The 22541-nt window shown below is 68.3% G+C and carries 23 protein-coding genes; 3 read left to right on the top strand and 20 right to left on the bottom strand.

Features of this window, described 5'->3' with window-relative positions; all coding sequences use genetic code 11:
• Positions 1-620, top strand: a 620-nt coding sequence (locus A5704_RS26640; protein ID WP_197508547.1) for a phosphodiester glycosidase family protein, incomplete at its 5' end; no start/stop codon positions are given.
• On the opposite strand, the gene A5704_RS26645 is transcribed toward A5704_RS26640, so the two are convergent.
• From A5704_RS26645 to fadD5, 14 genes are all read right to left on the bottom strand, one after another.
• Entirely contained in the window at positions 617-1288 is a 672-nt protein-coding gene (locus tag A5704_RS26645; RefSeq protein ID WP_067756098.1) for a YoaK family protein, read from the bottom strand. The genes A5704_RS26640 and A5704_RS26645 overlap by 4 nt on opposite strands.
• An 18-nt stretch (positions 1289-1306) precedes the next feature.
• Positions 1307-2029: a mammalian cell entry protein gene (locus A5704_RS26650; RefSeq protein ID WP_067756102.1), complete on the bottom strand. Its 723-nt coding sequence runs from the start codon at positions 2027-2029 to the stop codon at positions 1307-1309.
• Positions 1996-2550 carry a mammalian cell entry protein gene (locus tag A5704_RS26655; protein ID WP_067756105.1) on the bottom strand — a complete coding sequence of 185 codons (555 nt, stop codon included), beginning with the start codon at positions 2548-2550 and terminating at the stop codon, positions 1996-1998. The genes A5704_RS26650 and A5704_RS26655 overlap by 34 nt, the downstream gene beginning before the upstream one ends.
• Positions 2547-3518 (bottom strand): RDD family protein, encoded by a 972-nt coding sequence (locus A5704_RS26660; protein ID WP_067756109.1) that lies wholly within the window; start codon positions 3516-3518, stop codon positions 2547-2549. The genes A5704_RS26655 and A5704_RS26660 overlap by 4 nt, the downstream gene beginning before the upstream one ends.
• Entirely contained in the window at positions 3515-4339 is an 825-nt protein-coding gene (locus A5704_RS26665; protein WP_067756112.1) for an Mce protein, read from the bottom strand. The genes A5704_RS26660 and A5704_RS26665 overlap by 4 nt, the downstream gene beginning before the upstream one ends.
• The gene (locus A5704_RS26670) at positions 4309-5859 is read right to left on the bottom strand and encodes a virulence factor Mce family protein (protein ID WP_067756115.1); all 1551 of its coding nucleotides are present in this window, start codon (positions 5857-5859) and stop codon (positions 4309-4311) included. The genes A5704_RS26665 and A5704_RS26670 overlap by 31 nt, the downstream gene beginning before the upstream one ends.
• Positions 5853-6959, bottom strand: a complete 1107-nt coding sequence (locus A5704_RS26675; RefSeq protein ID WP_231969398.1) for a virulence factor Mce family protein — start codon at positions 6957-6959, stop codon at positions 5853-5855. The genes A5704_RS26670 and A5704_RS26675 overlap by 7 nt, the downstream gene beginning before the upstream one ends.
• Before the next feature lie 62 nt (positions 6960-7021).
• Positions 7022-8635 carry a virulence factor Mce family protein gene (locus tag A5704_RS26680; protein WP_067891908.1) on the bottom strand — a complete coding sequence of 538 codons (1614 nt, stop codon included), beginning with the start codon at positions 8633-8635 and terminating at the stop codon, positions 7022-7024.
• Positions 8632-10224 carry a virulence factor Mce family protein gene (locus A5704_RS26685; protein WP_067756124.1) on the bottom strand — a complete coding sequence of 531 codons (1593 nt, stop codon included), beginning with the start codon at positions 10222-10224 and terminating at the stop codon, positions 8632-8634. The genes A5704_RS26680 and A5704_RS26685 overlap by 4 nt, the downstream gene beginning before the upstream one ends.
• Complete coding sequence (locus A5704_RS26690) at positions 10221-11261, bottom strand: virulence factor Mce family protein (RefSeq protein ID WP_067756127.1); 1041 nt, start codon at positions 11259-11261, stop codon at positions 10221-10223. Before A5704_RS26690 ends, A5704_RS26685 begins: the two co-directional genes overlap by 4 nt.
• A complete protein-coding gene (locus A5704_RS26695) occupies positions 11258-12559 on the bottom strand; it encodes an MCE family protein (protein ID WP_067756129.1) in 1302 nt (433 codons plus the stop codon). The genes A5704_RS26690 and A5704_RS26695 overlap by 4 nt, the downstream gene beginning before the upstream one ends.
• A gap of 2 nt (positions 12560-12561) precedes the next feature.
• A complete protein-coding gene (locus A5704_RS26700; protein ID WP_067756132.1) occupies positions 12562-13431 on the bottom strand; it encodes an ABC transporter permease in 870 nt (289 codons plus the stop codon).
• A 1-nt stretch (position 13432) separates the two neighbouring features.
• A complete protein-coding gene (locus tag A5704_RS26705; protein WP_067270001.1) occupies positions 13433-14248 on the bottom strand; it encodes an ABC transporter permease in 816 nt (271 codons plus the stop codon).
• A gap of 305 nt (positions 14249-14553) precedes the next feature.
• Positions 14554-16194, bottom strand: coding sequence for a fatty-acid--CoA ligase FadD5 (gene fadD5 / locus A5704_RS26710; RefSeq protein WP_067756135.1), 1641 nt, complete (start codon positions 16192-16194; stop codon positions 14554-14556).
• A gap of 162 nt (positions 16195-16356) precedes the next feature.
• Between fadD5 and A5704_RS26715 the strand changes: the two genes are divergently transcribed.
• Positions 16357-17049: a GntR family transcriptional regulator gene (locus A5704_RS26715; RefSeq protein ID WP_082950169.1), complete on the top strand. Its 693-nt coding sequence runs from the start codon at positions 16357-16359 to the stop codon at positions 17047-17049.
• 99 nt (positions 17050-17148) lie between these two features.
• Here the strand turns inward: A5704_RS26715 and A5704_RS26720 are convergent, their stop codons facing one another.
• Together A5704_RS26720 and A5704_RS26725 are read right to left on the bottom strand one after the other, a co-directional pair.
• Positions 17149-17595 (bottom strand): SRPBCC family protein, encoded by a 447-nt coding sequence (locus A5704_RS26720; protein WP_067756138.1) that lies wholly within the window; start codon positions 17593-17595, stop codon positions 17149-17151.
• A 94-nt stretch (positions 17596-17689) separates the two neighbouring features.
• Positions 17690-18181 (bottom strand): thioesterase family protein, encoded by a 492-nt coding sequence (locus A5704_RS26725; protein WP_067756141.1) that lies wholly within the window; start codon positions 18179-18181, stop codon positions 17690-17692.
• A 14-nt stretch (positions 18182-18195) separates the two neighbouring features.
• On the opposite strand from A5704_RS26725, the gene A5704_RS26730 reads away from it, so the two are divergent.
• A complete protein-coding gene (locus tag A5704_RS26730; RefSeq protein ID WP_067756164.1) occupies positions 18196-19305 on the top strand; it encodes an alcohol dehydrogenase catalytic domain-containing protein in 1110 nt (369 codons plus the stop codon).
• Between the two features lie 103 nt (positions 19306-19408).
• Here the strand turns inward: A5704_RS26730 and A5704_RS26735 are convergent, their stop codons facing one another.
• From A5704_RS26735 to A5704_RS26750, 4 genes are all read right to left on the bottom strand, one after another.
• A complete protein-coding gene (locus tag A5704_RS26735; RefSeq protein ID WP_067756144.1) occupies positions 19409-20602 on the bottom strand; it encodes an enolase C-terminal domain-like protein in 1194 nt (397 codons plus the stop codon).
• Between the two features lie 30 nt (positions 20603-20632).
• The gene (locus A5704_RS26740; RefSeq protein WP_067756146.1) at positions 20633-21589 is read right to left on the bottom strand and encodes an alpha/beta hydrolase; all 957 of its coding nucleotides are present in this window, start codon (positions 21587-21589) and stop codon (positions 20633-20635) included.
• Entirely contained in the window at positions 21586-22314 is a 729-nt protein-coding gene (locus A5704_RS26745) for an SDR family NAD(P)-dependent oxidoreductase (RefSeq protein ID WP_067756149.1), read from the bottom strand. Before A5704_RS26745 ends, A5704_RS26740 begins: the two co-directional genes overlap by 4 nt.
• A partial coding sequence (locus A5704_RS26750) for a nuclear transport factor 2 family protein (protein ID WP_197508548.1) occupies positions 22311-22541 on the bottom strand: 231 nt, incomplete at its 5' end. The genes A5704_RS26745 and A5704_RS26750, both read right to left, overlap by 4 nt.

The following is a 22541-nucleotide window of genomic DNA, read 5'->3' on the forward strand; positions in this document are numbered from 1 at the left end:
CCGGCTCGTGGCGTCAGACCGGCTGCAGCTCGCCGCTGGGCGCCTTCGTGGACAACACCAACGGCCAGGGCCGCGCCAACCAGGCCGTCACCGGCACCGTGGCCTACCCGGGCAAGCAGGGCCTCTCGGGCGGCGGCGAAAGCTGGAGCGTCCTGACGACGATGATCCTGCCGTCGGGCGGCGCCCCCTACGTGGTGTGGCCCAAGAGCAAGAGCGACTACGACTCCGCCACGCCCGTGGTCCAGGACCTGCTCAACAAGAACGAGCGGTTCGTCGCGGTCTCCGGAATCGGGCTGCTGGCGCCCGGCAACACCGGGCAATTGCACGACGGAGGCCCCAGCGCCGCGCGGACGGCTCTGGCGTACGCGCGGCAGAAAGACGAGATGTACATCTTCGAGGGCGGCAGCTACACCCCGGACAACATGCAGGACCTGTTCCGCGGGCTGGGCAGCGACAACGCCATTCTGCTCGACGGCGGCGGGTCGTCGGCCATCGTGTTGCGCCGCGACACCGGTGGCATGTGGGCCGGTGCGGGCTCGCCGCGCGGGTCGTGCGACACCCGGCAGGTGCTGTGCGATTCGCACGAGCGGGCGCTGCCCAGCTGGCTCGCCTTCAACTAGCTCGGCCCGAAGCGGAAGATCAGCAGGCTGGCCGCCACCACCGCGGCCGTGACGGCGAACACCGGTGCGACGACGAACCGCGACATCGACGCCCCCAGGAACGCGCCGGCGCACATGGTCAGCACGACGCTGAGACGCAACGTCTGACGCGCGCCCGAGCCGCCGGCCAGGCGGCTGTCCAGACCGAGGCTGACGATCGTCGACGTCAGCACGGTGGTGGACAGCTCCTGGATGCCGAACTGGCGCGCACTGGAGTGCTGCAGGCCGAACGTGACCGCCAGCAAGCCGATCATGATCAGCTTGGTGTTGTCGTGGTACTGCAGGATTCCCACGCCCGCCAGGATCGCCAACCCCACCAAAAGGGTTATCTCCGTTGCCAATACGGTGGTGATCCACTGTCGCGTCCGGTCGGCGAAGTGCCGCGATATCCGGCCGCTGACGATGGTGGTGCACACGAACGTGGGCAGGGCCACGACCACCGCGGTCAGGTCGATGCTCGTCCTGGGCGCCAGCCAAAAGCCAAGGAAGATCACGTTTCCCGTCATGTTGGCGACGAACACATGGCCGAGCACCAGGATGCTGATCGAATCCGCCAGGCCGGTGGCGAAGGTCAGCAGCAACAGCGCCGCGACGGTCGATCGCTCCGACACCGGCGAGGTAACTGCCATGGCTCGTAGCAGACTGCGCTAGACGTGCGGCGTCAAATCCAGCGACGTGATGGTCGTCATCCTGGTCACCAGCCAGCGGCTCTGCGCGCGCTTGAGGAACAGCCGGTAGGACAAGTACTTCAGCGACGGCACGTTCTTGGTCAACGGGCTGGTGGACGTGGTGTTGGTGTAGACGATGACGACGGCGTTGGCGTCGTCGATCGATTCCACCGCCGCCCCGGTGACGTCGGTGTGGTTGGTGATTTTTGCCTGCTTGTTGGGCGCCACGATGGCGTCGACGAACTTGCGGTACTGCGCCTCGAAATCACCGCTGAGGTAGCCCGACGCGCGGTCGGCGAGGGTGTCCATGTTCTCCGGCGTGTAGGTCCACAGCGTGGTGATCGCGTTGGCCGCGGTCCGCGCCACCTTCAGTTTCGTTGCGGCGGCCGCCCGGTCGCTCAGGTACGGCTGTACGGTCGCGCCGGCGAACGCCGCGGAACCGACGAACAGTGCGGCGGCCACCGCGACAGTGACGGCCAGCCGCTTGCCGGCCAGCAATTTGCGCCGCTTGCGAGCGGGGGGTTGGTCCTCGGCTGCCTCGGCGGCCTCGGTGTCACCCTCGGCTGCCTCGGATTCCTCTGCGGCGGAGGCCGTTTCGTCGGCGCTGCCGGACTCTTCCCGCTCTTCGGTCGCCGCCTCGTCCGAAGTGGCGGCGTTACCGTCGGCGGTCAGATCACCTGCTGCAGGTTGCTGATCTTCCACTGCTTTCCTTCCTGCGTGGCGGTCGCCGTCCACCGATTGGCGTTTTCCCAAACTTGTTTACCGTCGGGCGATTTGGCGCTCACGGCGGTGGCCACGATCGTGGTGACACTGCCGTCGTCGTTCCACCGCTCCACCCCCGCGTCCAGGACGGTCCCGGTGGCAGGTTCGGCGCGGGCCACCTGTAGCAAGATCTCGTTCGCCTTGTCGCGGTATTCCTTGGCGAAGTCGCCGGTCGCCTGCGCCAGCACCCGCGTTATGTAGTCGTTGGCGTGGAACGGATCGATGGAGGTGAACTGCGTCATGAACCCGGTGACGTAGCTGAGGACCTCGCGATTCTTCGACGCGGCGCGCTCCCGGGACTGATGATCGACGAGCATCAGGCTGCACACCGTGATCGCGGCCGCCATGAAGACCGCGGCGACGGCGCCGGCCAGCGGCAGGCCCCACGGCCGCCCCGGCGGCACCGGATGCGGGACCAGCAGCGGCCCCTCACCGGGCTGGAACTTGCGGCGCGGGCTCATTTTCCGGCTCCCGGCGGTTTGGGCTTGGTCAGCACCATGAGGTCGTCGACGAGCCAACGGCCGTCGCCGCCCTTGACGAAAGTCACCCGGACGGTGGCGGAGATGTAGCGCTCGTCGGGCGCCGCGCCGCGGCGCCCCTGCATGAACATCAGCATCGTCGCCCGATCGGGCGACGCCGACTGGATCGCGTGATCGGTCACCCAGTACTCGTTGATGACCGGGTTGCCCTTCTGCACCATGTCCTGCTGGGCGGCGAGCTGGGTCCGGTACTTGTCGGTGGCCAGGGACAGGGCGCGGGCGAAGTCGTCGTGCAGCGATTTCGGGTCGTAGGTCAGCATCTGCGCGACGATCTTCGGTCCCTGCGTGTCCAGCTGCGCCCGCGTCCGGTCGGTGGCCCGGTCCGGGGCGAACACCGCCGCGTAGCTCAGCGCCGCACCGGCGATGCACAGCCCCGCCGCGGCCGCCACCAGGACCGTCGTCCACCGCCGCGCGTTGAACGCCGGCTCCGCCGTTTCGTGACGGCGCACTTCGGTGCGCGCCAGCATGTCGGCGAAGGTGCGGCGGCCCGAATCCCACAGCGGCCAAAGCCATCCCACCATCGAGACGGTGTCGAGCAGGTGCGCCAGGTCGCGCAGCAGCAGGCCCCACGGCCCGATCGGCTCACCGTCGCGCCGCACCACCGTGATGCCGAACAGCGCCCGCCCGAGGCTCCAGCCGACGACTGTCGGGAGCAGCAGCCGGTTCACCAGCACCAGCAGGATGACCACTCCGATGACCGCGATGCACAGCCACCACCACACGCCGCCGGGCGGAACGGTGAACCAGGTGACCGCCATCGTGGCCACCACCGCGGCACCCGGCAAGACGTCGACCGCGAGCGCGCCGGCGCGAATGTGCCAGGGCGCCAGGGCGGTCCGCGGAGACTGCTGGACGGCCGTGGCCGGTGGTTTGTCGACCACCACCGTCACTTCGTCACCTGGTCGAGCTTGGCTATCTTGTACTGGCCTTCGCTCTGAGCCATTTTCACCCGCAGCCGGTAGCCGGTCTCGTTCTGCGTCTGGTCGTTCGCGACCTTGACGCGGACCGCGACGAGCACCTCCACCGAGCCGTCGGGGTTGTTGCGCTCGACGGCCGCTCGCATGTCGGACACCTGGACGTGGACGTTGGCGGCCTGGTACGCCTGGACAAGCATGCTGGTGTAAAGCAGGGCCTGCGAGCGGAAAGCGTCAGTGCCGCAGTCGATGATCTTCTGCTCACTCGCCGCCATCGCGTTGGTGTCGGGGGCCTGGGTCGCCGACACGCAGTCGACGGCGGCCTTGAGCGCCGCGGCGTCGTTGCGGGCTATCGCCTGGCTTTCATGGTGGTAGCGCAACGCGACGTAACCGCCCACACCGACCGCCGCGGCGCACATCACGAGCACCGCCGCGATGCCGGCCAACCAGCCGCGACCCATCCGCGACGGCCGACGCTCGACGGCGTCGCCGAGCTCGGCACCGGGCTCCGACGGCTCGTCGGCCGCGGTCTGGGGAGCGGCCTGTTCGGTCGCGTCCTCGGGTCCCGCCGGTTCCCCCGCGGCCACCTCGGTTTCCGCCGGCTCCTCGACGGTCACGTCGGGCGCAGGCGGTTCGATGACACCGTCGGGCGCTGCGGAATCCTCGGGTGTCGCGCCGGAATCGATCGGATCGACGGCGGCCGCCGGGTCCTGGTTCTTAGGACGCCGTCCGCGCAGACGACGAAACTTCGGCATCGGTGGGGGGTTCAGCCGGCTGGTGCCAGCATCTCCTTCCATCCGTCGTCTCCTGTTCTGGCCGAGTTCTCGACGGAGTATTTAACTCCATCTGGCCCCACCAGTTCACCGCTTTGGGGACTGTAGGTCGCCACCGGAGGCCCGCTGGGCGTGTAGACACACGGGTTGGGCTGCTGGCCGTTGCACTGCACGGTACCCGACCCCGGCCGGGACAAGGGGTCGCTGGTCGGCGGGGGCGTCCCGGACACCCGGTCCGACGGGGCCGGGTTCAGGCCGGTGTCGATCGACGGCGCCGGGATCACCTGCCCGGGCTTCACGGGCTGGTCGCAGCGTGCCGCCGGCGCGGGGCAGGTCACGATTTGGTTGGGATCGCCGTACCAGGGGTTGGTACCCGCGGGCACGTACGGCTTGGGGTCGCGGCACTCCCGGGGCGTGGCCGCCCGCTTGCCCTCGACGTCCGTGCACGGGATGTTGCGCGACCCGCGCACGCTGTTGGCCGGGGTGTCCATCGGGATCTTGCAGTACGTGCCCGACGGCAGCGGCTGCATGCTGGTGTCGGCCGGGGACCGCCACTCCGACGCCGGGATGAAGCCGGTCAGGCAGGGCGGCGGCTGGTTGATCGATAAGGCCAGGTCCAGCGCCGCCATGTTCGGGAACGGCGCGGCCACCGTCTGGGCGATCGACGCGCCCTGAGGCAGGAACACCAGGACCTGCTCGACGCCGGTGTGGTAGCGCTTGAGCAGGTCGAACACCACCTCCAGATTCGCCAGTGTCTGCGGCAGCGACTCGCGGACGTCGTTGAACACGTCGTTGACCTGATCGGCCGTCGGCGCCGCCTGACGCAGGATGCTCTTGACGTGCGAGTCCTCCTGGGCGGACTGCGCGCCCAGCCGGTTCAGGTTGCGCGCCCAGCGTTCGATGGCATCGCCCGACTTGACCTGGCTGTCGAGCACCGGGCCCGAATTCTGGATGATGTCGTTGACGTCGGTGATGTTCGTCTTGAAATCACCGACGATCGCCTGCGTGGAGTCCACCAACCGCTGCAGGGCGGGACCCAGGCCTCCGACGGATTGCGCCGTCTCGTCCAGTAATTGGCCGATCTTGTCCTTGGGCAGCACGGCCAGCCCACGGTTGGCCGTGTCCAGCGCCGGGCCGATCTCCGCGGGCACCGTGCCCTTGGTGATCGTCTGACCCTCGGACAGGAACTTGCCCGGATTCCCGGTCGATTCCAGGTCCAGGTACTGCTCACCGACGGCCGACACCGAGTGGACGTTGGCGGTCGCGTCGATCGGGATCTTGTAGCGGCTGTCGATGCTCATCGTCGCTTCGGCGCCGCGCTCGGTCGGTTCGACGTCGGTGACCTTGCCGATCGTGATGCCTCGATACGTCACGTTCGCCGTCGGGTACAGACCGCCCGACGCCGGCAGTTCGGCCTTCAGCGTGTACCGACCGATGCCGGCCAGGCTCGGGAGCTGCAGGTAGTACACCCCGAGCACGAGGATCGAGATGACCGTCAGGATTCCGAATGCGATCAGCTGGCGTCTGATGAAAGGAGTCAGCAATTCCTGTCCCCCCTTTCCACCAGCGGCCCGCCGGGCGCGTCATTCGGGTTCGGCGTGTAGCGCACGTCCGGGATCATCGTCTCGGGGTCACGCCCGAACGACTGCTCGAGCGCGCGCAGCGCGCCGGACAACCCGGTACCGGTGAGGAACGCGTTGTCGACCGAGCTGTAGGTCACGTCGAGCGTCAGCGAGATATTGATGTAGTCACCCCGGAAGATCTTCGGCACGGTGTCGATGTCGAACGGCTGGGTCAGGATCAGCTTCAGCGCGCCGATCAGATAGGGCGAGGCGCGCCCCAGCTCCTTCAACGGGCATTGCAGCGCCTGCAGGTCGGTGTGCAGCGGCCCGCGGGCTTCCGACAGGTACTGGTCAGCGGCCTGGCTCAGCCGGCCCACCGCGTCGACGGCGTTGATCAGCAGGTTCTTGGTGTCGGCGAAATGCTTGATCAGCGGCGGGATGTCGGTGAGCACCCGGTCGAGGACGTCCGCCCGCGCGCCGACATAGGTCAGCAGCCGGTTGGTCGAGTCGATCGCGTGGGTGATGTCATCGCGCTGCTGGTTGAGCTGGCTGGTGAAGGTGTCCAGCTTGCCCAGGAAGGACCGGATCGCGTCGCCCCGCCCGTTGAAGATGTTGTAGACCTCGTTCTGCAGCACCTCGAGGTTGGGGATGCCGCCACCGCGCAGGATCAGCGACAGGCTGGCCAGCGTCTGCTCGGTGGTGGGATACGCCGAGGAGTTCTTCAGCGGAATGGTGTCGCCGTCCTTCAGCAATTCCTGCGACGGGTTGGGCGGCGCGGCCAGCTCGACGTGCTGGGAACCCAGCAGTGAGGTCTGGCCGATCTTGGCGATCGCGTTCTTGGGCAGCTTGGTGTTCTTGTCGACACCCAGCGTCAAAGTGGCGATCCAGTTCTTCAGCTGAATCTTCTTGATCGACCCGACGAAGACGTCGGCGACCATCACCTTGCTGTTGCCGTTGATCGCCAGCGTGTCCGGCACCTGCACGTAGATCGTCATGGCGCCCGAGCCGCCGCCGGGACCACCGGGGATCGCGACATTGGAGATGCCGCGCCAGCCGCACGAACTCAGCACCAGCGCGGCCATCAGCAGGACCAGGGCCTGCCAGGACCCGCGGCGAATCGGCGGGATCAGCCTTCGCAATACGCTCACTGGCCACCCCCGATGTCAGCCGGCACCGCCGGCCCGCCGGCGTTGGGCGTGGGCGCCGCGACCGGCGCCGGTGTCGGGGCCACCGGACCCGGGGCCACGCCCGGCCCGGGTGGCGGCGGCTGGATGGGTACCGGCGCGTTCAGTCCGATCGGCGGCACGATCGGGTTCTCGTCGTACGCGTTCGGCGGTCCCGGCGGCGTCTGCAGGTTCGACTGGACGGGCGCGATGTTGGGGCCTCCCATGAGCTCGGACAGCGAGTCCGGGGTCATCAGACCGGCCGTGATGGGCCCGACCTGCTGGCCCTGCATCCCCGGCGCGACGATCCAGCCGGGCTGGGTGTTGCGGTGCGACGTCGGGGTGTCGGGAACCCAGATGCCGGGCACGGTGGTGTCCTTATAGCCGTTCGGCGGGTGCAGCCGATCCTCCGAATAGGCCACCTGCTTGGGCAAGGTCTCGGCCGTGCTGAACAGGTTCACGCCGAACGGCAGGTAGTTGAACTTGATGGCGTCGAGGATGGGCGCCAGGTACTGCGCGCACAGCTCCGCGGACTCCTGGTATCCGAGCCGGCTGCCCGCCTGGATCGAGCTGCAGATGAACTGCATCGGGTTGGCGAAGTTGGTGATCGCCGGGATGGCGACCACCGACCCGTGCGACGGGTGATAGATCTGGTTGATGTTCGCCGCGGCCGTCGGGAGGACGTGCAGCGCGGTCTCCAGTCCGTTCAGCGGGTCCGGCTGCAGGATCGTGTTCGTCACCGTGGCCAGGTTGTTGATGTCGTAGGTCAACACCTCGCGGTTCTTGTCCAAGAACGGCCGCACGGTCGACAGCAGACCGTCGAACTGCTCGATCGCGTTCGCCAGGTCGTTGTCGTTGTGGGCGAGCCGGGTGGTGAAGTCCGCCAGGTTCTGGTTCAGCGCGACGAACTGCTGGTCGTCCTTGTGCAGCGCGTTGACGAACAGCGCCAGGCTCTTCACCACCGCGAAGAAGTCGCCGCGGCCTTCGTTCAGCGCGTTGAGCGCCGACGACAGGTTGCTCAGCGTCGTGTTGATCTCTTTGCCCTTGCCGGCCAGGCCGTTGGCGTAGGACTCGATGACCTCACCGAACGGGCCGGTCGGCTGCTCGGGGGTGGGGCCCAGCTTGGAGATGATGTTGGTGATGCTGTTGCGCAGCTGGTCCCACTCCACCGGGACCTGCGTGCGCTCCTCGGGGATCACTGCGTTGTCGGCCAGCACCGGACCGCCCTTGTATGGCGGCTCCAGCTGGATGGCCCGCGACGCCACCAGCGTCGGGTTCAGGATCACCGCGTTGGCGTTGGCGGGAACCCGGTACTTGTTCTCGTAGTGGAAGGTGACCTTCATCTTGTCGCCGGCCGGCTCGATCTTGTCGATCGCGCCCACCCGCAACCCCATGATCTGGACCTTGTCGCCCGGGTAGAGCGCGTTGGCCGCCGGGAAATAGGCCACCACGGTGTTGTTGGTCAGCTTCTCGAAGAGCCGCCAGCCGACGAAACCGACGACTAGGGCCAGCACGATCACCAGCGAGCCGATGATCACGGTCGCCCGGGTCAGCTTCGGTAGCCGGATGTTTCGGATGTCAAAGGCGGTGCTCAATTCTGGCTACCTCCCCCGGCAGCGCCGCTGCCGCCCGTTCCGCCCGGGTTGATGAAGGGCGCCGGCAGCTGGTTCCCCGGCCCCGGTGGGGCCGCGGGTCCCGGCGGGAAGCCCGGCGCGAACGTCGACGGCGGCGGCGTCGGCCCGGCCGGCGCCAGGTTCTCGGTGCGCGCGCCCGGCGGCGCCTGCGCCGGCAGCGGCACGGGCGTGCCGGGAACGTCCGGCGGCGGGTCGCCCGGCCGCCCGGCGATCGGGATGCCCGGCGTCGGGGGCAGGCCGCCCGGGTTCGGCGGGGAGGTCATCACGTCGACCGGCGCCGGGAAGCCCGGGCCGCCGAACGGTCCGATGCCCCCGCCGGCGCACGGCAGCGGGTTCCACGGCCGCGGCAGACCCTCGTCGCCGACGGTCACGTTGCCACCCGGGTTGGCCGGGGTGTAGGAGCAGGGCGACCCGGGAGGAACGGCCGGCCCCGGGTGCTCCGGAGTGCCTTCCAGCACCGGGGGTGCCGGCGGCGGTGCACCGTTGGGCAACCGGGTGCCGTTCGGGTCGGGCCACCGGAATTCGGGCAGCCCGGCGCTGCGCCAGAAGTTCTCCGGGTCGATGCCGCGCTTCTTGAAGGCGGCATCCACCCACGGCTGGATGATCTGGTACAGCGCGAGGTTGTGCAGGACCACCTTGAAGAACGGTCCCGACGCGATGGCCTCGTTCAGGGACGGCAGGAACTTGCCGACCTCGGTGAGCCCCGCGGCGACGTCGTCCTTGCGTTCCTTCAAGATGTCGCTCACCGTGCGCAACTGTTCGAGCACGTGGTTGAGGTTCGGGTTGTCGTTGATGAAGCCCTTGACCTGTTCGGAGAAGGCGGCGACGTTCGCCAGCAACGCGTTGATGGCCTGGCCGCGCTCGTTGAAGGCCACCAGCAGGTTCTTCGCGTTGACCAGCAGGCGGTCGACCTGGTCGCTGCGGTCACCGAGGACGCTGGCCACCTGGTTGGCCTGGGCGAGCAGATGCTTGACCTGTTCGTCGCGCTTGCCGATGGTGTCGGAGAACTTGGCCACGCCGTCCAGCGCCGCGCTCAGGTGCGGGTAGGTCTGGTCGATGGTCTGCGACAGGACGTGCAGCGATTCCTTGACCGTGTCGATGTTCCAGCCCTGGGCGGCCTTGGTGACATCGAAGAACGCGTCGTAGATCTGGTAGGGCGTGGTGCTTTGACCGATGGGTAGCGAGTCGCCGGGCCTCAGTTTCTGATTGCCCCGAGCCTCGACGTCCAGGATCTTCTTCCCGAGGATGGTGTCGGTCTTGATCGCCAGCCGGCTCTCGGTGCCGATGGTTGCGGTGCCCATATTGAACTTGACCAGGATGTGGTCGCCGTCGATGCTGATGGCCTCGACCTTGCCGACGTCCACGCCGGCGATGCGGACCTTGTCGCCGACGCCGATGCCGCCGGTGTCGGTGAACTGGCCGTAGTAGTGCGGTTTGGCCATCAGCATCGGCACGCTGGTGAAGCTTTGACCGACGCCGATGACGAGCAGCGTCACGATGATGCCCATCAGGCCGATGCGAACCCGGTTGGGTGGTTCCAGTGTCCTCATTGCGGGGTGCACCTACCCGTCGGCTGCTGGAAGAGCCGGACCGTGCGGACCGGGCCACCGGCCTGCAACCCGTTGATCTTGAGGGTGATGTCGCAGGCGTAGAAGTTCACGAAGTCGCCGTAGGAGCCGATGGCGCGCCCGATCATGTTCAACGCGGTGGGCACCTTCTTCAGGTAGTCGTTGAGCCCATCGCGCTGGTCGATGAGCGGCTGCTGGATCGCATCCAGGTAGTTGAGGGTGTTGTGCAGCAGCCCGCGGTCCTCGGCGAGCAGATCGGCGACCGTCCCGGCGGCGTTGCTGATGTGCGCGGTCCCGCCCGCCAGCTGGTCGCCGTGGTCCTTCAGCCCCGTGATGAGCACCTCGAGGTTGTTGACCGTCTGGTCGAACTGCTGGCGGTGGCGGACCGTGGTGTCCAGAACGATGTTCAGGTTCTTGATGACCTCGCCGATCGCCTGGTCACGTTCACCGAGCTGATTGGTCAGCTGCGCGGTCTGGTCGAGGATGTCGTTGATGGTGCCGCCCTGGCCCTGGAACACGGTGATCAGCGCCGTCGCGATGGTGTTCACCTTCTGCGGGTCCAGCGCACGGAACAGCGGCTTGAAACCGCCGATCAGAGCATCGAGGTCCAGCGCGGGCGAGGTCCGCGACATCGGGATGAAGCCGCCCGGCGGCAGCACCTTCTCGGCGCCCTCGCCCTCGCCGCGCTTGAGCTCCAGGTAGCGGTTGCCGATGAGGTCGAGGTAGCGGATCTGCGCGGTCGTCGACTGGTACAGCGGCACCGAGCGGTCGACGTTGAATTTCACCCGCGCCCGCTTGCCGCCGTCGGCCAGCTCGACCGTGTCGACCTTGCCGATCTCCACGCCCGAGGCGCGGACGAACTGGCCCGCCCGCAGCCCGCTGACGTTGGTGAATTCGGCCGAGTACGAGTTCGTGCTGTCGAACCGCATCTGGCCGAATACGACGATGATCATCACAGTGAAGATCAGCAGCACCAACGAGAAGATGCTGAGCCTGACGATTGTTCCGGTGATTTTCATGGGTTGATCGTGTTGTCCCCTACTTGGCGGCCCCAGACGTACTCGATGGCGTACGGCGAGCCGGTGTCGAGGTGGTTGTACGGCGCGATGCTGTTGCCGCTGTCCATCACCAATTCAGGTGCCGGCCACAGGTCGTGGGTGATCTGCTGCCAGCAACCGGGGGCGCCCCCCGGCCCGCCGCGCGCGTTCACCCGCGGCAGGTTCTCCGGGTAGGTGTACGGGTTCGGCGCGCCGCCGATGAGCCCTGCGAGCCCGCCGACCAGGCTGGCGAGGGTCGCCACCGCCGACACGGGGTTGGCCAGCAGCCCCAGCCCGGACAGGGCCTCGGTGTGGGCGCTCAGCGAGTAGCCGTTGCCGCCCAGGAACGACGAGGCCTTCGGCTCGATGTCGTGGTAGTTGCGCAGCGTGCAGAAGATCTCCGGGCTGTAGGTGTCCAGCAGCTGGGCCGAGGGCACCAGGTCCTCGGCGCCGCGCGCCAGGTAGGGGCCGCCCCGGTTGAAGATGTCGGCGCCCGTGTTGCCGAACCCGGCCGCGGACAACAGGGCCTGGTCCAGATCCTTCTGCTGCGCGTTGATCGTGCGCGAGGTGATGACCGCGTTGTTGAGGAAGTCGATTAGGTCGGGCGCGGCGTTGGCGTAGGTGTCCCCGAGCGCCGCCAACCCCTGAATGTCGCGGCGGGCCTGGGGCATCTGCGGGTTGACGTCATCGAGGATCGCGTTCGCGTTGACCACCGATTGCCCGAACCGGTCGCCCAGCCCGGTCAGCGCCTGGGCCGCGGCGCTCAGCGTCAGGTTCAGCTTGACCGGATCCACCTTCTCCGCGATCGAGGTGACGGTCTGGAACAGCGTGTTGATCTCCGTCGTCACCGACCGCGCGTCGATCACGGTGTGCGGGTTGAGCTTCTGCGACGACGGGTTCTTCGGCGTCGTCAGCGACACGTACTTGCCGCCGAACACAGTGGTCGCCTTGATGTCGGCGTTCACGTTGGCCGGGATCAGCGAGAGGTACCGGGGGTAGACGTCCAGGGTGAACTTCGCGGCCGGCTTGCCGTCCCGCACGGTCTCGGAGATGTTGGCCACCCGGCCGATCTCCACCCCGTTGTAGGTGACCTTCGAGCCGGGATCCATCACCAGCCCGGCCCGCGACGCCAGCATGGTCAGCTTGGTCTTGGGTGTGAAGTCGCCGCGGAACTGCCCGTAGACCAGAACCAGCGCCACGAGGGCGATGATCAGCGAGGCGATGCCCGCCAGCTTGTACGGCGGGTTGCGGGGTTTGTTGACCTTCACCGGTGACGTCATGGCTACACCGTGAGCGCGAAGTTGGGGTTGACGCCGTAGAGCGCCAACGCGGCTGCCAGAACCACGACCTGGACCGACACCAGCGAGAAACGCATCGATCGGCCGACGGCCTCTCCGACGCCGACGGGTCCGCCGCCGGCGTTGTATCCGTAGAAGCAGTGGGTGATCATCACGACCGCCGTGATGATGATGGCCTCGAGGAACGACCAGAACACGTCGTCGGGACGCAGGAATGTCCGGAAGTAGTGCTCGTAGGTTCCGTTGGATTGCCCGTACAGCACCGTGGTGGTGATCTGGGGGGACAGGAACGACATGATCATCGCCAGCGAGTAGAGCGGAATGATGACGACCAGCCCGGCCATGATCCGGGTGGTCGCCAGGAACGAGATCGACTTGATGCCCATGACTTCCAGGGCGTCGATCTCTTCGCTGATGCGCATGGCCCCCAGCTCGGCGGTCGCGCCGGCGCCGACGGTGGCGGCCATCGCGATGCCGGTGACGACGGGGGCGGCGATGCGGACGTTGATCAGCGCGGCGAAGAAGCCGGTGAACGCCTCGACGCCGATGTTGCCCAGCGAGGCGAAGCCCTGAATGGCGACCAGGGAGCTACCGGACAGGGTCACGAAGCCGACGATGGCCACGGTGCCGCCGATGACGGCCATGGCGCCGGTGCCCATGCCGATCTGGGCGATCAGCCGCAGCGTCTCCTTGCGGTAGTTGCGCAGCGCGTGCGGGATGTGGCCGAGGGCCACCGCCCCGAACCACGCCATCTGGCCGACGTCGTCGAGCCCGCGGGCCGCGGCGCCGCCGTAGCGGTTGAGGTTTTCGGCCGCCCGCGGGAAGCGGGCGCGCAATACGGCAGAGGTCGACATGTCAGTGGCCCGTTCCGAATCGCACGCCGATGGTCGTCAGCACCACGTTGACCGCGTACAGCGCGACGACGCAGAGCACGACGGTCTCGTTGACGGCGGTGCCCAGTCCCTTCGAGCCGCCCCGCACGGTCAGGCCGCGATAGCAGCCGACCAGCCCGGCGATCAGGCCGAACGTGGCGGCTTTCACGGTCGCGATGACGACCTCCGGCAGACCCGTGATCGTGGTCAGGGTGGCGAGGTAGGCGCCGCCCGAGACGTTTTGCAGGTAGACGCCGAACAGGTAGCCGCCGACCAGGCCGACGGTGATCACCAAGCCGTTGAGCAGCGTGGCCACCAGCGTCGCGGCGATCACCCGCGGGACCACCAGCCGGTGGATCGGGTCGATGCCGAGCACCTCCATGGCGTCGATCTCCTCGCGGATGGTGCGGGCGCCGAGGTCGGCGCAGATGGCCGTCGACCCGGCGCCGGCCACCACCAGCACCGTGGTGAGCGGACCGAGCTGGGTGACGGCGCCGATCGCCGCGCCGGCTCCGGACAGGTCCGCGGCCCCGAACTGGGCCAGCAGGACGTTGAGCGTGAAGATCAGCAGGACTGTCAGCGGGATCGACACCATGATGGTCGGCAGGAAAGCCACCCGCATGATGAACCAGCACTGCAGGACGAATTCGCGCCATTGGAACGGCCAGCGGAACAACGCCCTGCCGGTGAGGACGCACATCCGGAAGAATCCCCCGATGAGCGTCAGCGGGGTCTGCAGTTGGTCGCGTACATAGCCGACCAAGTAGGGGCCCCGTCGACTCGCCGACGTTGAAGTCACCGCTGCCCCCTCCAGCTGATACCGCCCGCCTCTCGGCGCGGCGGCGGATCGTGTCGCACGCCTCTCCCCCTCACGGCTCCGCGGCTGAGGGCACCCCCACCCCTCGCCGTCCCCCGCAAGCGGGAGGTACGCCCAACGCGGCCGGGGAGGCCCCCGTTTCGCCCCGACCCAACGTGTGTGACCATCGGCTCCCTACTGACAAGTAGTAACGGAGACCACAGGAATGTACCCGATGGCCATGCACGTGTGAACTGCATCTGCACAATTAACCCTTCGTCAACAGCGGGCAAACGTTACAGGTTTCGTCAGCTTTCCTCCCTGCCCGTAAATTCTCTTGCACCGGAACGGTTTTCATCGATATTTGCGGTTCCGTAACGGATCCGTAGCTCAGTCTTGAGCACCTTACCGGCGGGGTTGCGCGGCAACGCGTCCACGATCTCGAGGGCCTTGGGATGCTTGTAACGTGCCAGCCGCTCGGCCAGGAACTCCTGGAGCTCGTCGAGCAGCAGCTGGTCGCCCGCGACGGCCGCGACCGCGATCGGCACCTCGCCCCACTTCTCATGGGTGCGGCCGATGACCGCGACCTCGACGATGCTCGGATGGCTGGCCAGGACGTTCTCCACCTCGGCGCAGTAGATGTTCTCACCGCCGGAGATGATCATGTCCTTCTTGCGATCCACCACCCAGACGTAACCCTCCTCGTCCACCCGGACGAGGTCGCCGGAGTGGAACCACCCACCGGCGAAGGCCTCCGCGGTGGCCTCCGGGTTGTTCCAGTAGCCACTCATCAAAGTTGGTGCGCGATAGACGATTTCGCCGACCTCGCCGATCGGCACGTCGTTCATGTTCTCGTCGACGACGCGTGCGGCCACGGTCGGGATCACCTTGCCGACCGAGCCGCGTTTACGTATCGCGTCCTCGCCCAGCAGCATGCAGGTGACCGGCGACATCTCGGTCTGACCGAACGCGGCCAGGATCTGGGTGCCGGGGAACGTCGCCGACATCTCGCGCAGCAGCGCGTCGGGCGCCGGCGCGGCTCCCCAGGACATCACCCGCAGCCTCAGGTCGCGGGGCCGTGCCTGTTGCTCGGCGCAGACGGCCTGCCATTGCGCGGGCACCAGGAAGAGGCCGGTGACCTTCTCTTCGGCCAGCACGTCGAGCAGTTGCCCAGGCTCGAACGCGCCGAGCGGGTAGATCACCGTCGGGGTGCCCAGCAGCAGCCCGGTCAGCATGTTGCCGATGCCCGCGATGTGGAAGAACGGGACGCCGACGAAACCGACGTCGCTGTTGATGTCGGCGCCGTTGGTGTACAGGCCGGTCATCGTCTGCCCGGTCAGGTTCGTGTGGGTCAGCACGGCGCCCTTCGGGCGGCCCGTGGTGCCTGAGGTGTACATGATCAGTGCCGGCGAATCGTTCGGGATGTCGACGGGCTCATGCGCAGCCCCGTGCTCGTTGATCAGGTCTTCGTAGCCGAGGACGCTGTCGTCGCCCGCACCGCCGGCCACGATGATCGTGCCTACCAGCGGCTCGACGTCGCGCACCCCCGCGGCCACCGGGGCGAGCACCGATTCGGTGATCATCACCCGCGCTTCGCAGTCCTGGACCAGGAAGGCGATCTCGGCGGGAGTGAGCCGGAAGTTGAGCGGCACGGCGATGGCGCCGAGCATGTTGACCGCCAGCACCGACTCGACGAATTCGGTGCGGTTGAGCATCAACACCATGACCCGGTCGCCGAAGCCGACTCCCCGACGGCTCAACGCATCGGCCAGCGCCGCCACCCGCTGCCGCAGGTCCCCCCACGTCACGGTCCTGCCCAGGAACCGCAGCGCCGGGGCGCCCGGTTGCATCAGGGCGTGCCGTTCGAGCTGGGTCACCCAATTCTGCCGCCGGGACAGGTACGGCTGCTCCGTCCCCTGCGCCAGATGGCTCGCTAATTGCGCGGTCAACTCCGGCCTTTCCCTTCACTCGCGCACCGCTTGCGCCAGGTTGATATTTGATAAAACATGGTGTTGTCTGGGTCACATTATGGCCTGAAAGCCCTGCTGACAAGCCCCGACAATAGTTTCAAACCAACCTCCGTTAAGCCCCCGAAAGCCCTGGCAGCCCCCGTGAACGCACCGATATCCACGCGACTGAGGCGCCGACGGCCACTGCGCCGGGCACAGTTGTCCGACGAGGTCGCGGGTCACCTCCGGGCCGCGATCATGTCCGGTGCGCTGCGGCCGGGGACGTTCATCCGCCTCGATGAGACCGCGGCCGAGCTCGGCGTCAGCGTGACGCCCGTGCGCGAAGCGCTGCTGAAACTGCGCGGCGAGGGCATGGTGCAGCTGGAACCGCACCGCGGCCACGTCGTGCTTCCGCTGACCCGCCAGGACGTCGAGGACATCTTCTGGCTCCAGGCCACCATCGCCAAGGAGCTGGCCGCCGCGGCCACCGACCACATCAGCGACGCCGAGATCGACGAGCTCGAACGCATCAACGAGGCGCTCGCCGCGGCCGTCGGGTCCAGCGACGCCGAGACCATCGCGGGCATCGAGTTCGCATTCCATCGGGTCTTCAATCAGGCGAGCGGGCGGATCAAGCTGGCGTGGTTCCTGCTCAACGCCGCGCGGTACATGCCGGTGCTGGTGTACGCGGCCGATCAGCAATGGGGCACCGCCGCCGTCGACAACCACCGGCAGCTGATCGCCGCGCTGCGCCGGCGCGACGCCGCCGCGGTGATCGAGCACACCGTGTGGCAGTTCACCGACGCGGCGGCCAGGCTCACGGAAATCCGGGACCGCACGGGCATCTTCGACTAGCGGCGGTCGCAAGCGCGGCGAAGCCGGGCGCCGCGGGCCGGCGCGATAGATCCACCGCGGTCGCAAGCGCGGCGAAGCCGGGCGATGGGTCTATCGCCTTCAGGACGAGCCCGCGGCCAGCTGTTCGGCGCGCCGCTTCAGGCTTTCGGCGAGGTGGTCTAAGACGTTGCCGACGAGCTGCTTGACCATCGGCGCGGGAACCGGCATCGAGGTCTCGACGTCCAAGTCCACGGTCAGCAGGCTCGATGTGCCCATCTCCACCACGCTGAACAGCTGCTCCTGCTTGGTGAAGAGGTCGCCCTGCTGCAGGACGGTCTGAATCTGGTTCTCCGCCGGGTAGTAGACGGCCTGGATGAACACGCTCTGCATGCCTTGGTAGTCGGTGTCGAGCCGCAGCTGGCTGGGGCGCCCGTCGTCGTAGCGGGCGAGCACCCAGAGGCCCTTGATCTCCTCGTTCCACTGCGGGTAAGCCTCGAAGTCCGCGACGATCGCCATGATCGAGGCGGCGTCGGCGCTGACCTCGACGGTCTTGCTCATAACTGGCATTGGCGAAGCATAGCCGGGTGGGCGACGCGTCCCGGCGGTGCGGCCCGGGCGGCGATTTCTCGCGAAAGCCCCGGCGCCGCGGGCAATCTCGGGCCTATCGGTCCACGCGCGCCGTCGACAGCAGCGACCGGACGGGGTCGGGGATTTCGATCGGCTTGCGGCTGGTGCGATCGACGTAGACGTGCACCCAATGGCCCAGCGCGGTGATCGGCTGAGCCTGCCCGTCCAGCGCGGCCCGGAACACGCCGAGCCGGTAGGTGACGCTGCTGCGGCCCAGCCGGGTCACCGCCAGCCCCACCATGAGGCCCTCGGGGAAATGCAACTCGGAGAAGTACCGGCAGGCCGACTCGGCCACGATGCCGAGTGCGGGCGTGGTGAGCGGGTCCAGCCCGGTGCTGGTGTTGATCCAGGCGTTGATGGCGGTGTCGAACAACTGGTAATACACGGCGTTGTTCAGGTGGCCGAACATGTCGTTGTCGGCCCACCGCGTTCCGACCGGCCACAGCACCGGGAAGTCGTCGCTGGAGAGCCCATCCGGTGCCGGCGGCACCGCCGGAGCCGGCGGGACCGGGGGTTCCGAAGCCATGGTTGTATTCCAGCATGGTTCAGATTCGGGGGGCCGTGCTGGACCGGATCGGTCTGGCCCGCCCGTACGCCGAGTCCCGGCCGATCCGCGTCGTCGATCTCGACCTGGATCCGCCCGGCAGCGGTGAGGTGATGATCCGCGTCGAGGCGGCCGGCGTCTGCCATTCCGACCTGTCCGTGGTCGACGGCAACCGGGTGCGGCCGGTGCCCATGCTGCTCGGGCACGAGGCGGCCGGAATTGTCGAGCAGATCGGTGACGGAGTCTCGGATCTCGCGATCGGTCAGCGGGTGGTGCTGGTGTTCCTGCCGCGGTGCGGCCATTGCGCGGCCTGCGCGACCGGGGGCCTGACCCCGTGCGAGCCGGGCAGCGCGGCCAACGCCGCCGGGACGTTGCTGGGCGGTGACATCCGGCTCAACCAGGCCGGCCACCGCGTGTACCACCACCTCGGGGTGTCGGGCTTCGCGACGCACGCGGTGGTCAACCGGGCCAGCGTGGTGCCGGTGCCACCCGACGTGCCGCCCGAGGTCGCCGCCCTGCTGGGCTGCGCGGTGCTGACGGGCGGGGGCGCCGTGCTCAACGTCGGCGATCCACAGCCGGGGCAGACGGTCGCCGTCGTCGGCCTGGGCGGTGTCGGCATGGCGGCGGTGCTCACCGCGCTCAGCTACGACGGCGTGCGCGTGGTCGCCGTCGACCAACTGCCCGACAAGCTGGCCGGCGCGCGGGCGCGGGGCGCGCACGAGGCGTACACCCCCCAGCAGGCCGTCGACGCGGGCGTGAAAGCCGCGGTGGTCGTCGAGGCCGCCGGCCATCCCGCCGCCCTCGAGACGGCGATTGCCCTCACCGCTCAGGGCGGCCGGACGATCACCGTCGGGCTGCCGCCACCGGATGCACGAATCTCGCTGTCGCCGTTGGGTTTTGTTGCCGAAGGACGGTCGCTGATCGGCAGCTACCTGGGCTCGGCGGTGCCCAGTCGTGACATCCCCCGGTTCGTCGCGCTGTGGCAGTCGGGCCGGCTCCCGGTGGAGGCGCTGGTGTCCTCGTCGATCCGGTTGGATCAGATCAACGAGGCGATGGACAACCTCGCCGACGGCGCCGCCGTCCGGCAGCTCATCAGGTTCGACTAGCCGCTACCGCCCGCCATTTCCACCGGCGAGCGTGCGTGTCTGTGCGACGACACGCCGTTGACGGCGGCATTCTGCGCACGCTCACGCGCGACGGCGCCAGCCGCTACCGCGGGTGCAGGGGCGCGACGGGTTCCACCGCCGCTTCCGGCAGGCGGTGTTCTTCGATGTATTCCCAACGGATTTGGTAGCCCAGTCCGGGCGCCGACGGTATCTCGACGAAGCCGTCCGGTGCGAGGGGGTCGCACGGCGCCGTCAGGTACGGCGGCGCGGCGTCGTAGCGAGCCCCGGGCCCGAGCAGGCCGCGCTCGTAGTACTGGCAGACGTCGTCGCTGGTGGCGCCGAGGACCTGCAGGTTGCCGAAGCCGCTCATGTGCAACTCGCACCGCATGCCGACGGCCTCGCACATCCCGGCCAGTTTCATCACGCCGGTGATGCCGCCGCGCAGGACGTCGATGCGGCTGATGTCGGAGGCATGGCGCAGGATCCAGTCCGCGCGGGTGTAGATGCCGCCCTCGGCGATCTCGGGAGAGCAGATCGGGATGTCGAGTTCGTCGCCGAGCCGCCGGTAGGACTCGACCCGGTACTCCGGCATTGGGTGCTCGTACCAGTAGAAGCCCAGCCGCTCCAGCTCGCGCCCGACCCGCAGCGCGTCCTCGTAGGTGTGGTAGGTCCCCCAGGGGTCGAACATCAGTACCATCTCGTCGCCCACGGCGGCCCGAACCTCGCGACACACCCGAATGTCCCAGTCCACATACGACGGCCGTGGGAGCGCGAACTGACCTGTCGCCGGATTCCAGTAGTGGTAGGGGTGAATCTTGTAGGCGCCGTAGCCCTGGCGCTTGCAGTCGACGGCGTGTGCGGCGTATTCCTCGGGCGATCCGAGATTGTTGAAACTGCTGGCATACGCCCTGACCCGGTCCCGTGCGCCGCCCAGCAGTTTGCGCACCGGCAGGCCGGCGGCTCGGCCGGCCAGATCCCACAGTGCCAGATCGATTACGCTGCACACGTTTTCGGGAAGTTTCGCCGCCCACAGTTGGCGCCAGATCTCGGCCCGGTCGAACGGGTCCTGACCGGCGAGCAGCGGGCTCAGGAATTGGGTGATGATCGCCCGGTCCCCCGGCAGCAGGCCGTCCTGGTCCCCGTGGAAGTGGCCGCCGAAGTAGTAGCCCTCGATGCCCTCGTCGGTGATCACCTTGGTCACGGTCTGCACCACGCGGTAGTCGGTCATCAGCTGGCCGAACGAGATTCGGTCGACCCATGTCTCGAACGGCACGACCTCGAGGCCGGTGATCTTCATGGCAGCACATTCTGCCGACGGTCCGGGCGCTCAGAGTAGAGGCGAAGGTCCCGCACCGGTCTCGTGCAAGGCGCTGCCGAGGGCGTGCTCCTGAAGCGCGAACAGGCGCGCGGACGTCGGCGAATCGGGCAGCAGCGAGTCGAATCCGTGGCAGGTGCGGGCGAAGACGTGTAGTTCGGCCGACACCCCGGCCCGGAGCAGGCGCAGCGCATAGTCGACGGCCTCGTCGCGGAAGGGATCGATTTCCGCGCAGGTGATCAGCGCCGGGGGCAGGTCATCGAGCCGGGTCCGCCGCGCGGGCACGGCCGATTCCGGCACGGTCGTTGCGCCCAGGTAGTGGCCCCACATCAGGTCGGCGGCCTCACCGTCGAACGCCGGGCTGGCACGAAACTCCTTCTTGGACGGGGTGACTCGATCGTCCAGCACGGGCTGGTGCAGCAACTGGAAGACGACCGGCGGCACTGAGCCGTCGGCCGCCGCTTGTGCCAGGCACGCCGCCAGGGTGGCGCCGGCGCTGCTGCCGGCGACGGCGATCCGGGTGGGATCCAAACCGAGTTTGCCGGCGTCGGTCACGACCCACCTCAGCACGGCACCCGCGTCGGCGAGCGCGGCCGGGTAGGGGTGCTCGGGCGCCAGCCGGTAGTCGACCGACACCACCGTGCAGCGGCCGCGGCGGGCCAGTTCGACGCATTGGCGATGGTCGGTGTCCAGGTTTCCCAGCGCGAACCCGCCCGCGTGGCAGTAGACCACCACGGGTGCCGGTGAGGACCCACCGCGATAGATCCGCACCCGCACAGGGGGGTCGGCCGGCACCGTCTCTTCGCCGACCTGGACACCGCGCGCGTCGGTCTGTTCGGCGGCCGCGCGGCGGCGCTCGTTGAACGGGTCGCGGGTGAGTTCGATTGAGCGGAAGGAAAAGTCCGTGCGGGTGATCGCGAGGGCCCGCAGTTCGGGGTGAAGCCGGTCGACGCCGTCCGGTGCCGTCATCGGATCTGCACGCATTGGCCGCCGTCGACGACCAGTTCAGCGCCGGTGATGAACGACGCGTGCCCGGAGACCAGGAACGCGACCGCGTCGGCGACCTCGTGCGGTTCACCGATGCGCCCGAAGGCCGACGACGCGGCCAGTCGCAGCTGCGTGGCGTCATCGAGCATCGGGGTCGCGATCGGTCCGGGGAACACGGCGTTGACCCGGATGCCGAGGGGGGCCAGTTCGGCGGCGGCGTTCTGCGTCAGCCCGCGCAGCGCCCACTTCGCCGAGCCGTAGGCGGCGTGGTGGGGGAAGGGCCGGATGGCGCCGGTGCTGCAGATGTTGACGACGGCCGCACCACTCGCCGCCCGCAGGTGCTCCAGCGTCACGTGAATGCCCAGGAATGCACCGAAACAGTTGATCCGCCAAGAGCTTTCGAAGGCATCGGCGGTCTCGTCGGCCAGCGATGCGCGGTGCAGCGCCCCGGCGTTGTTGACCAGCGTGGACAGCGCGCCGAAGTGATCGATCACGGCACCCACGGCGGACCGCCATCGCGGCTCCGAGGTCACGTCGAGTTCGATCGCGATCACCCCGTCGTCGCCCAATTCGTGCACCAGGCCGCGCAACTCGTCGGCGCGGCGGTCGCACGCGGCCACCGAATAGCCCTCCGCGCGTAGCCGTTTGGCGATGGCCCAACCCTGGCCGCCGGCCGCGCCGGTCACCAGGGCGACGCGTTCGTTCATGACGGCGTGACCTCGGGGGTGTCGGACAGGCCACGGCCCGTGACGAACTGGCACCGCCGCCGCCGGAACCGCCACCGTCCGTCGGCGCGGACCAGTTCATCGTCGTACAGCGCCGGCCGCAGGTGCAGGTCGCCCGCCCGCACGAACAGGACCTGCGACCGGGCGCTGGCGGTATCGTCGTCGACGTCGACCCGGGAGACCCCCGTCAGGTGCAATCCGCGCGGTGT

This window comes from Mycobacterium sp. E735 (assembly GCF_001666955.1).
Lineage (GTDB): Bacteria > Actinomycetota > Actinomycetes > Mycobacteriales > Mycobacteriaceae > Mycobacterium.